Raw genomic sequence first — 11,217 nt, forward strand, 5'->3', positions numbered from 1 at the left:
ATCAAGCCCGCTTATACCGAGCACCAGCATGTCAATCACCCGTCCGCTCAGCCGAGCCGCGCAGGACGTCGGCGACGGCCGTCACCGAGGGTTCCCGCAACAGCTCGAAGTGGTCGCCGTCAATGTGTGTGACCTCGAGCGCACCGGTCAGCGTCCGCCATCCGGCGACCGTCGCGCGCCGGGACGCCTCGTCGTCCGCTCGGGCGAGAAGGAGGTCGGCGGAGCCGCCGAAGTGCGACGGGCGGTGTACGGCGAGGCCCATCAGCATGTGCTGCCAGTACGCCATGAGGCCGGAGATGGTGGCGCCGTCCAGTCCCGCCAGGGTGGCCTGGTCGACGCCGAGCGTGGCCAGCAGGTCACGGAACCCCGGTTCGGCCATCGCGGCCTCGACGGCGTCCGGCGACCGCCGCGCGACGTCGGCGCGCAGCGCGTCCAACGCGGCGACCTCCGCGGGGTCGGCCGCCTCACGGTGGGGGTGGGCGTCGATGAGGACGAGGCGGTGGACCTTCACGCTGTGCCGCTCCAGCCGTACGGCAAGCTCATGGGCGATGACGCCCCCGGCCGACCAGCCGGCGACCACCGGCCGGCGGTCTCCGAGCAACGGCGCCAGTTCCCGTGCGTACCGCTCGGCCATCTCACCGAGATCCGCGGTACCGCCGCTCTCCAGCAGGTCGCCCTGGACGCCCAGCACCTCGAACGCGGAGCCGACCCGGCCGGTGAGGTCCAGGTAGCAGAAGAGCGTGCCACCGACGGGATGCACCAGCACCAAGGGCTGGAGCCCCGGCGTGCCGCCCAGCGTCACCACGCGATCACCGCCGGCCGGGCGCGAGCGCCCGTCATGGCCGTCGAGGTACGCGGCGAGGCCCGCCACCGTCGGGGTGGTGGAGAGCCGGGTCAGCGGCACCGCGGTGCCGAGCGCTGCCCTGATCTTGAGGACCAGCCGGACGGCGAGGAGGGAATGCCCGCCGAGGTCGGCGAAGTCGTCGTGGCGGCCGACCCGGTCGACGCCCAGGACCTGGCGCCAGATCTGTGCCAGCCGTTCCTCCAGACCCGGCAGCGGCGGGACGAACTCCGCCAGGGCGGGGCGCCGGGGTTGCGGGGCGGGCAGCGCGGCACGGTCGACCTTGGCGCGCGGGGTCAGCGGCAGCGCGTCCAGCAGGACGAACCACCGCGGCACCATGTACCGGGGCAGCCGCGTCGCCAGCCACGCCCGCAACGCACCCGCCGACACCTCCCCACCGTCGGACCCGCCATCGGCCGTGCGGTCGGACGTCGGGCCGGGTGTGCGGTCGGGCACCGCGTACGCCACCAGATCGACATGCGCCGACCCGCTCTCACGGGCGACCACGGCACATTCCCGCACCAGCGGATGAGCCCGCAACGCGGCCTCGATCTCACCCAACTCCACCCGGTAGCCGCGGACCTTCACCATGTGGTCGACGCGGCCGAGGAACTCCACCTGGCCGTCGACCGACCACATGCCGCGGTCCCCGGTCCGGTACAGGCGCATGCCAGGTCGCGTCGGGTGGGGAAGGAACCGCTCGGCGGTCATGGCAGGGCCGTTGAGGTAGCCACGTGCCAGGCACGGGCCGGCCACGTACAGCTCGCCGGGTGTGCCGACCGGGACCGGACGGCCGGTGTCGTCGAGCACCCACACCTGGGTGTTGGCCAGTGGGGTCCCCAGCGGCAGTGGGCCGGCGGGGAGCGTGGCCCGGGTGTAGGCGCCGCAGACGGAGAAGGTGGTCGTCTCGGTCGGGCCCCAGCAGTTGACCAGCTCCAGGTCCGGGCAGCGCTCCAGGATACGGGCCGCGTGGCCGGGTGGGACGGTCTCGCTGCCGGTCAGGAAGCGCCGCAGGCGGTCGAACAGCCGGGGTTCGTGCTCGACCAGCAGCGCGAACAGTGAGGCGGTCGCGTGCAGCACGGTGATCTGGTGCTCGTCGACCCACGCGGCGAGGTCGCGGGGCGTGTAGTCCACGGCCGGCGCCATCACGAGCCGCGCCCCCGCCACCAGCGGCGCCCAGATCTCCCAGGTCGCGACGTCGAACGAGATCGTCGCGATCTGCAGAACCCTGTCGTCGTCGCGCAGTGCCAGGACGCCGCCGCCGTACAGCAACTCGGTGACGTTACGGTGCGACGTCACCACACCCTTGGGGCGACCGGTGGAACCCGACGTGAAGATGACATAACAGCCGTTGTCGGGCCGCAGGACATTCGGGAGGTTCGCCTCGTCGTCCGGTGGCTCGACGGCGTCCAGATCGACGATCCGCCAGGGCCCGCCGGGCACACGGCCGGTGGTGGCGCCCGCCGCCACCACCAGATCGGCGCCGACGTCGCCCAGCATGAGCCGCAGCCGCTCGGCAGGGAGATCGGCGTCCAGCGGTACGTACACGCCGCCGGCCTTGAGGATGGCCAGCAACGCGACGACCATCTCGGCCGAACGCTCGACGCACGTCCCCACGCACACATCCGGGCCGACACCGGCGTCACGCAGGTAACGCGCCAGACGGTTCGCGCGAGCGTTCAACTCCGCATAGGACAGGGATCGGCCGCCCGCCACGACCGCCACCGCGTCCGGACTCGCCGCCGCCCGCGCCTCCACCAACCGCGGCACCGAATCCGAGGGCACCTCGGCCGCGGTGTCGTTCCACGAGGCCAGCAAGCCGAGCTCGGCCTCGCCCAGCAGCGACACGTCCCGGTACGGCGCCTCGGGGTCGGCGGCCATCGCCTCCAGGGCGCGCAGGTGGTAGTCGCGCAGCACGGTGATCTGGTCCTCGGCCAGCTCTCTGGTGTCGTAGTCCAGGTCCAGGGACAGCACGTTCCCCGGCTCGCGGATGGCGGCGACGACCAGCGGGAAGTTGGTCGAGGCCACGCCGGGCAGGTCGGCGCCGGGGCCGGTGGGGGCGAGCGCGCCCTCTTCGGCCAGCCGCCCGAACTGGTGGAAGTGGTTGTAGACGAAGTTGACGTCGAAGAGTGCGGCGCCGCCGAGTTTCCGCCGCATCGCCGACAGCGGATAGCGGCGGTGTGGCAGCAGGTCATGCTCGGCCTCGAACACCGCCCGCACCAGGTCCTCCCAGGTGCCGTCGGGCAGCCGGAGCCGGAACGGCACCGTGTTGAGGAACAGGCCGCGGACGTCCGCGCCGTCGGCCTCCTCCGGACGGCCGTTGGCGGTCAGCCCCATCAGCACGTCCGAACTTCCGGTGACCAGGCTGAGCACCCGCAGATGCGCCGCCAGCATCACCGACTTGAACGGCACCCCGCAGCGCTTGGCGAACCGGTCCAGCCTGCGCAGCAGATCCTTCGGGAGCACGGTCGTCAGGGAGCCGTGCCGCTGGCTCTCGTCGCGGTAGTGCCGCTCGCCCGCGACGCCGTCGCCGATCCGCGGGGCGGTGGTGTCGCCGCGCCGGCGTGGCAGTCGGCCATCCGGCGGCTCTGCCAGCCACTCAAGCCAGAACCGCTCGGTGCTCTCTGACCGCGACGCCGCACGCTCGGCGGCGATGAAGTCGCGGTAGAGCGACCGTACCGGGCTGGACGGCGGATCCCCGCCGTCCAGCAGCGACCGGTACAGGTCGTTGATCTCCGCGACCGTGGAGGCCAGGCTCCAGCCGTCGAGGATGGCGTGGTGCAGGGTCACCGTCCACTGGAAGGCGTCGTCGCCGACGATGTGCACCGCCATCCGGAGCAGCGGCGCGACCGACAGGTCGAAGGGGTGCCGGTGCTCGGCCCGCATATGGTCGGTCAGCACCGCGCGCTGTTCTGCCCGATCCATTCCGCGCAGGTCCATGACCACGAACGGGACCTCGGCGGCGGGGTGCACGAGCTGCACGGGTTCGCTGTAGCCGGTGAGGTCGAACGAGGTGCGCAGGATCGGGTGCCGGTCCACGACGCGGGCCACCGCCTCCTGGAACCGTTCCGCGTCGAAGGATCCGGCGATCAGGAGGCTTTCGACGTTGTGGTAGGGGCGCCGATGGGGGTCGAGCTCCATCTCGTAGACCATGCCGACCTGCAGCTCGGCCATCGGGTAGGCGTCCACCAGACCGTCCGGAAGCCGCCTCCGGTCCTCGGTCCCGAGCAGCGAGAACGGCTCCCCGCCGTCCCGCTCGACCACCTCATCGGCGCCGCCACCGGCGACATGGGCCAGTTCGGCCGGCGTGGGATGGGTGAACAGATCGTGGAGGTCGAACCCGAGCCCCATGTCGCGGGCCTGACCCAGCACCTGGATGCTGCGGATCGAATCGCCACCGAGGTGGAAGAAGTTGTCGTGGCGACCGACCCGGTCCACCTCGAGGACCCGGCGCCAGATCCCGGCCAGGGCCTCTTCGGGCCCGGCGAGCGGGGGAACGTACTCCTGGGCCAGTTCGGGCCGGGCTCCTGAGGGCTCCGGGAGGGCGGGCCGGTCGACCTTGCCCTGGGCCGTCAGCGGGAGGGCGTCCAGGAGCACGAACCACCGCGGCGCCATGTAGTCGGGCAACCGGCCGGCAAGCCATGCGCGCAGGACATCGGCCGACACGGCCTGGCCGTCGCCGGAGTCCTTACCGCCGGGCACCACATAGGCCACGAGATCGGCCTGCTCACCCACGCTCTCGCGCAGGATGACGACGGCTTCCAGTACCGCGGGATGCGACCCGAGCGCGGCCTCGACCTCGCCGGTCTCGATCCGGTGCCCGCGGATCTTGACCTGGGCGTCGGCGCGGCCCAGGTACTCAAGGTCGCCCTCGGCGGTCCACCGCGCGATGTCGCCGCTGCGGTACAACCGCCCGCCCGGCCGGCCGCCCAGATGATCGGGCACGAACCGCTCCGCGGTCAGCGCGGCACGCCCGGCGTACCCGCGGGTGACGCCGGCGCCGGCGACGTGGATCTCCCCGGCCACCCCGATCGGGCATGGCCGGCCGTGCCCGTCCAGCACGTGGACGCGCAGGTCGGGCAGCGGGCGGCCGATGCGGCTCGCCGGGCCGCGAAGATGCCGTTCGTCCAGCTCCAGGTACGTCACGTGCACCGTCGTCTCGGTGATCCCGTACATGTTCACCAGCACCGGGCCGCGGAAGCCGTGGCGGCCGGCCCAGCGGCGCACGGACGGCTGATGCAGCGCCTCGCCGCCGAAGACCACCGCTCGCAGCGCCAGCGGCTCCCGCCGGCGTTCGTCGACGGTCTCGAACTGGCGGAACGCCGAGGGGGTCTGGCTCAGCACCGTCACCCGCTCATGGCGCACCAGCTCGTAGAACGCCTCGGTGTCCCGGGTCACCGCATGCGGCACCACGACCAGACGTCCGCCCGTGCCCAGCGCTCCCCACATCTCCCACACCGAGAAGTCGAAGGCGAAACTGTGGAACAGGGTCCACACATCCGCCGGTCCGGCGTCCAGCCCGGCGGCGGCCGTGGCCTCGAACAGCCGGGTCACGTTCCGATGCGTCACCAACGTCCCCTTGGGACGCCCCGTCGACCCCGACGTGAAGATCACATAACACCCGTGATCAGGGCTCACCCGATCAGGTGCCGGCCCGGTCTCCTGGTCCGCCTCCGGCGGCTCCCCGTCGGCCACGTCGATGATCCGCCACGTCCCATCCGGAACGCGGCCGGCCACATCACCGGCGGTCAGCACCAGTGGCGCGTTCAGCTCGGCCACCATGAACCGCAGCCGCTCGGCCGGGAACGCGGGGTCCAGCGGGACGTAGACGCCCCCGGCCTTCAGCACCGCGAGCGCGGCCACCACCATCCCCGCCGAACGCTCGGCACACACCCCCACGCAGACCTCGGGGCCGACCCCCAGAGCCCGCAGGCGACGGGCCAGCCGATCGGCGCGCGCGTTCAGCTCCCCGTAGGAGACCGTCTCGTCACCGCACACGAGGGCCACCGCGTCCGGCGTCGCCACGCCCCAGCGAGCCACCCGTTCGTGAACCGGCTCGACCTCGAACTCGACGGCACCGCCCGCCCACGACGTCAGCAACCCGTGCTCGGTCTCGCCCAGCAGGGAGACCATGTGGTTCGCCGCCTCGGGATCGGCGACCATCGCCTCCAGAACGCGCAGGTGGTAGTCGCGCAGTGCCACGGCCTGGTCCTCGGTCAGTTCCCTGGCGTCGTACTCCAGATCCAGGCGCAGCCCTTCGACACCCGTCTCGCGGCTGACCGTGACCAGCAGGGGGAAGTGCGTCCGTCCCATGCCGGGCATGTCCGCGCCGGGATCGGCGGGTACGAGCGCGCCGTCCTCGGTCAGCTTGGCGAACTGGTGGAAGTGGTTGTAGACGAAGCCGGCCTCGAACAGCGGCCCACCGAGTGCCCGTTGCATCGCCGGCATCGGGTACCGGCGGTGCGGCAGCATCTCGCGCTCGGCGTCGAACACCGCCCGCGCCAGGTTCCGCCAGCTTCCTTCGGGGAGCCGCAGCCGGAACGGCAGCGTGTTGAGGAACAGACCGCACACGTCGGCGGCGCCGGCCTCCTCCAGACGGCCGTTCGACGACAGTCCCGTGACCACGTCGGAGCCGCCGGTGACCAGGCTCATCACCCGTAGGTGCGCTGCCAGCATCACCGTCTTGAACGGCACCCCGGAGCGCCTGGCGAACTCCTCCAGGCGGGTCAGCAGGTCCTGGGAGAGGACGGTCGTCAGGGCGCCGTGTCCCTCGCTCTCGTCTCGCTCGTGCCGTTCGCCCGGGACGGCCTCGCCGATTCCCAGGGAGGGGACGCCGGCGGGCCGGCGTGGCAGCCGGCCGTCGGGCCGGTCGGCCAGCCGTTCGAGCCAGAACCGCTGACTGTCCTCGGAGTGCAGCGCCGCGCGCTCGGCGGCGATGAAGTCACGGTAGAGCGACCGCAGCGGGGCCGGGCGTGGATCCTCACCGGCCGACAGCAGACGGTAGATGGCGGTGATCTCGGAGAGGACCGTGGCCAGGCTCCAGCCGTCGAGGATGGCGTGATGCTCGGTCACCGTCCACTGGAAGGCGTCGTCGACGATGTGCACCGCCATCCGGCACAACGGCGCGACCGCCAGGTCGAACGTGTTCCGGTGCTCACGCCGCACGTACTCGGCGAGCGCCGCCTGCCGCTCGTGGGCGTCGGCGCCACGCAGGTCCATGACCGTGAGCGGGATCTCCCCAGAGGGGTGCACCAGTTGCATCGGCCGGCTGTAGCCGCTCAGGTCGAAGGAGGTGCGCAGGATCGGGTGCCGTTCGACGACGCGGGCCACCGCGTCCCGGAACCGCTGCTCATCGAACGGCCCCGCGACCCGCAGGCCGTCCACGTGATGGTAGGGACGGCGCTCGGGGTCGAGCTCCATCTCGTAGACCATGCCGACCTGGAGCTCGGCCATCGGGTAGGCGTCCTCCAGGCCCTCGGGCAACCGTTCCCGGTCCTCGGCGGACAGCAGCGAGAACGGCTCGCTCGCCCACGTCGTCGGAACCGTCTCGCGTGTGCCCCCGGTGCCGGTGTCCGCCGCGATGGCCAGCCCGGCCAGTGTCGGGTCATCGAACAGGTCTTGCAGGGCGAAGTCGAGCCCGGCGTCACGGGCCTGGCCGAGTACCTGGATGCTGCGGATGGAGTCGCCGCCGAGGTCGAAGAAGTTGTCGTGGCGGCCGACCCTCCGCACGCCAAGGACCCGGGACCAGATGTCCGCCAGCAGTTCCTCCACCCCCGGCAGCGGGGCGACGAACTCTCCGGCCAGTGCCGGTCGGTCGCCTGACGGGGCCGGCAGGGCGCGCCGGTCGAGTTTTCCTTGGGTGGTGAGTGGGAGGGTGTGGAGGGTTTCGATCCATCGGGGGAGCATGTATTTGGGGAGTCGTTGCGCGAGCCAGGTGCGCAGTTCGGTGGTGGGGATGGGGTTTGCTTGGTAGACGATGTAGGCGGCGAGTTGGTGGGTTGCGTTGTGGCCTGCGGGGTGGGTGGTGATGGCGGCGGCGGTGATGGCGGGGTGGGTGCGTAGGGCTGTTTCGATCTCTTGGGGTTCGATGCGCTGGCCGAGGATTTTGATCTGGTGGTCGTTGCGGCCGAGGAATTCGATGAGTCCGCCGGTGGTGTAGCGGCCGAGGTCTCCGGTGCGGTAGAGGCGGCTGCCGGGTGGTCCCCAGGGGTTGGGGATGAAGGTGGCGGCGGTGGTGGCGGGTCGGTTGAGGTAGCCGCGTCCGACTCCTTGACCACCGATGTGGATCTCGCCGACGCTGCCGACGGGGGTCGGCCGTTGGTGGTCGTCGAGGATGTGGATCTGGGTGTTGCCGTAGGGGCGGCCGATGACCGGGGTGGGGTGGTCGGTGACGTCGACCGCTGTGGCGTCGACGGTGGTCTCGGTCGGCCCGTAGGTGTTGAACGACATGGTCGCGGGGTGAGCTCGCAGCACATCCCACAGGTCGCTCGGGCAGGCCTCCCCGCCCAGGCTCAGAAGGCGAGGCGCGTGGGGCGCGTCGAGCAGGCCTGCGTCCACCAGTAACCGGATCTGCGCGGTGGTCGCCTGGACGACGTCCGCGGCCTGGTCGGCGTGGTGGGCGCGCTGGACCAGGTACTGGGGGTCTTGCCGTTGCTCGGTGGTCAGGACCAGCAGGGTGTGCCCGTCCAGGAGCGGGAGGATCTGCTCCAGGAAGAAGTCGGAGATGTAGGCGGAGGTGCCCAGGGCGACGCGGGCGTTGGTGGTGATGTTGGCCGATCGCATGCGGGGGAGCAGGAGTGCGAGGGCGTAGTTGGTGAGGTTGCCGTGCTGGACCATCACGCCCTTGGGGCGGCCGGTGGTGCCGGAGGTGTACATGACATACGCCAGGTCCTCTGCTCCGGCGACCGGAAGGGCGATCGGCTCGAACGGCGATTCCTCCGCGGTGACATCGAGGAGGGGACATCCGCTGGGTAGGTCGTCGTCTGGACTGTCGCTGATGAGCAGGGTGGGGTGGGCGTCGTCCACCATGGTCTGCAGGCGTGCCGGTGGGAGGTCGGGGTCCAGGGTCAGGAAGGCGGCTCCTGCTTTCCAGGTGGCCCATACCGCGATCAGTGCGGTGGCTCCTGGGCGCAGGCGGATGCCGACGATGTCGCCTCGCCGCACCCCCTGATCGGCCAATCGGTGGGCCAGCCGGTCGCTGTCGGCGTCCAGTTGGGCGAAGGTCAGGCGCGTGGGGCCGTCCTCGATCGCGACCGTATCGGGCGTACGCCTGGCCTGCCGGCGCAGCAGTTCATGGACCGGAGCGTCGTCGCACGGCACGGCCGTGTCGTTCCACAAGGCCGGCAGGTGCTGTTCCGCGTGGCCGAGCAGCGGCGCGTTCTCGTGTGAGGCGGTGGGGTCGGTGGCCATCGTCTGGAGGGCGCGTAGGTGGTAGTCGCGCAGGACGGTGATCTGCTGGGCGGTGAACTGGCGGGCGTCGTAGTCCAGTTCCAGTCGTAGCCCGGCGATGCCGGGTTCGCGGCTGACCGAGACTCCGAGCGGGAAGTTGGTGCGTGCCACTCCGGGTAGGTGGGCGTCGGGGTCGGTGAGGGCCAGGGCGCCTTCGTCGGCCAGTTTGCCGAACTGGTGGAAGTGGTTGTAGTTGAAGTCGACTTCGAAGAACGGTTCGCCGCCCAGGGTCCGTTGCAGGGCCGACATCGGGTAGCGGCGATGTGGTAGCAGATCTTGCTCGGCCTGTGAGACGGCTTGGACCAGGTCGATCCAGCTGCCCTGGGGCAGCCGGAGCCGGAACGGCAGGGTGTTGAGGAACAGCCCGCGCACCTCGGCGCCGTCGGCCTGCTCAAGGCGGCTGTTGGCGGTCAGCCCCACCAGCACATCGGAGTTGCCGGTGACCAGGCTCATCACCCGCAGGTGCGCTGCCAGCACCACCGCCTTGAACGGCACCCTGCACCGCCTGGCGAACTCCTCCAGGCGGGTCAGCAGGTCCTGGGAGAGGACGGTCGTCAGGGCGCCGTGTCCCTGGCTCTCGTCTCGCTCGTGCCGCTCGCCCTCGACGACCTCGCCGATTCCCTGCGCGGCCAGGCCGGCGGGCCAGCGCGGCACCCGGCCGTCGGGCCGGTCGGCCAGCCGTTCGAGCCAGAACCGCTGAGTGTCCTCGGAGTGCAGCGCCGCGCGTTCGGCGGCGATGAAGTCGCCGTACGTGGACCGCAGCGGCTCCACGGCCGGGTCCTCGCCCGCCAGCAACGCGCGGTACAGGTCGTTGATCTCCGCCAGCGTGGAGGCCATGCTCCAGCCGTCGAGGATGGCGTGGTGCTCGGTCACCGTCCACTGGAAGGCGTCGTCGCCGACGATATGGACGGCCATCCGGAGCAGCGGCGCGACCGAGGGGTCGAAGGGGTGCCGCTGCTCGGCCCGCATATGACCGGCCAGCGCGACGCGCTGCTCGGCCCGATCCATCCCCCGCAGGTCCACGACCGTGAGCGGGATCTCCGCAGAGGGGTGCACCAGTTGCATAGGCTCGCTGAAGCCGCTCAGGTCGAACGACGTGCGCAGGATCGGGTGCCGGACCACGACGCGGGCCACCGCGTCCCGGAACCGCTGCTCATCGAACGGCCCCGCCAGCCGCAGGCCGTCCACGTTGTGGTACGGCCGGCGTTCCGCGTCCAGCTCCATCTCGTAGACCATGCCGACCTGGAGCTCGGCCATCGGGTAGGCGTCCTCCAGGCCCTCGGGCAGCCGCTCCCGGTCCTCGGCGGACAGCAGCGAGAACGGCTCGCGGGCCGGCTGCGGGTCCTCGTCGGTGGTGTGGCGCACCACGCCGGCCAACTCGGAGATCGTGGGCCGGCGGTTCAGGTCCTGCAGCGTGAATCCGAGTCCTGCGTTGCGCGCCTGTCCCAGCACCTGGATGCTGCGGATGGAGTCGCCGCCGAGGTCGAAGAAGTCGTCGTGGCGGCCGACCCGGTCCACTCCCAGAACCCGGGACCAGATCTCGGCCAGGGCCTCTTCCGGACCTGGGAGCGGAGGAACGTATCGGTGCGCCAGTGCCGGCCGGTCGCCTGACGGAGCAGGCAGGGCGCGCCGGTCGAGCTTTCCTTGGGTGGTCAGTGGGAGGGTGTGGAGGGTTTCGATCCATCGGGGGAGCATGTATTTGGGGAGTCGTTGCGCGAGCCAGGTGCGCAGTTCGGTGGTGGGGATGGGGTCTGCTTGGTAGACGATGTAGGCGGCGAGTTGGTGGGTTGCGTCGTGGCCTGCGGGGTGGGTGGTGATGGCGGCGGCGGTGATGGCGGGGTGGGTGCGTAGGGCTGTTTCGATCTCTTCGGGTTCGATGCGCTGGCCGAGGATTTTGATCTGGTGGTCGTTGCGGCCGAGGAATTCGA

Annotated in this window: 1 protein-coding gene; it reads right to left on the minus strand. The window is 71.1% G+C overall.

The features are described from left to right. Window positions 1-31 precede the first annotated feature (31 nt). The coding region (locus tag ABD810_RS36215) for a non-ribosomal peptide synthetase (protein ID WP_344951652.1) at window positions 32-11,217 on the minus strand (11,186 nt) is incomplete at its 5' end.

It is taken from the genome of Sphaerisporangium flaviroseum (assembly GCF_039537005.1).
Lineage (GTDB): Bacteria > Actinomycetota > Actinomycetes > Streptosporangiales > Streptosporangiaceae > Sphaerisporangium > Sphaerisporangium flaviroseum.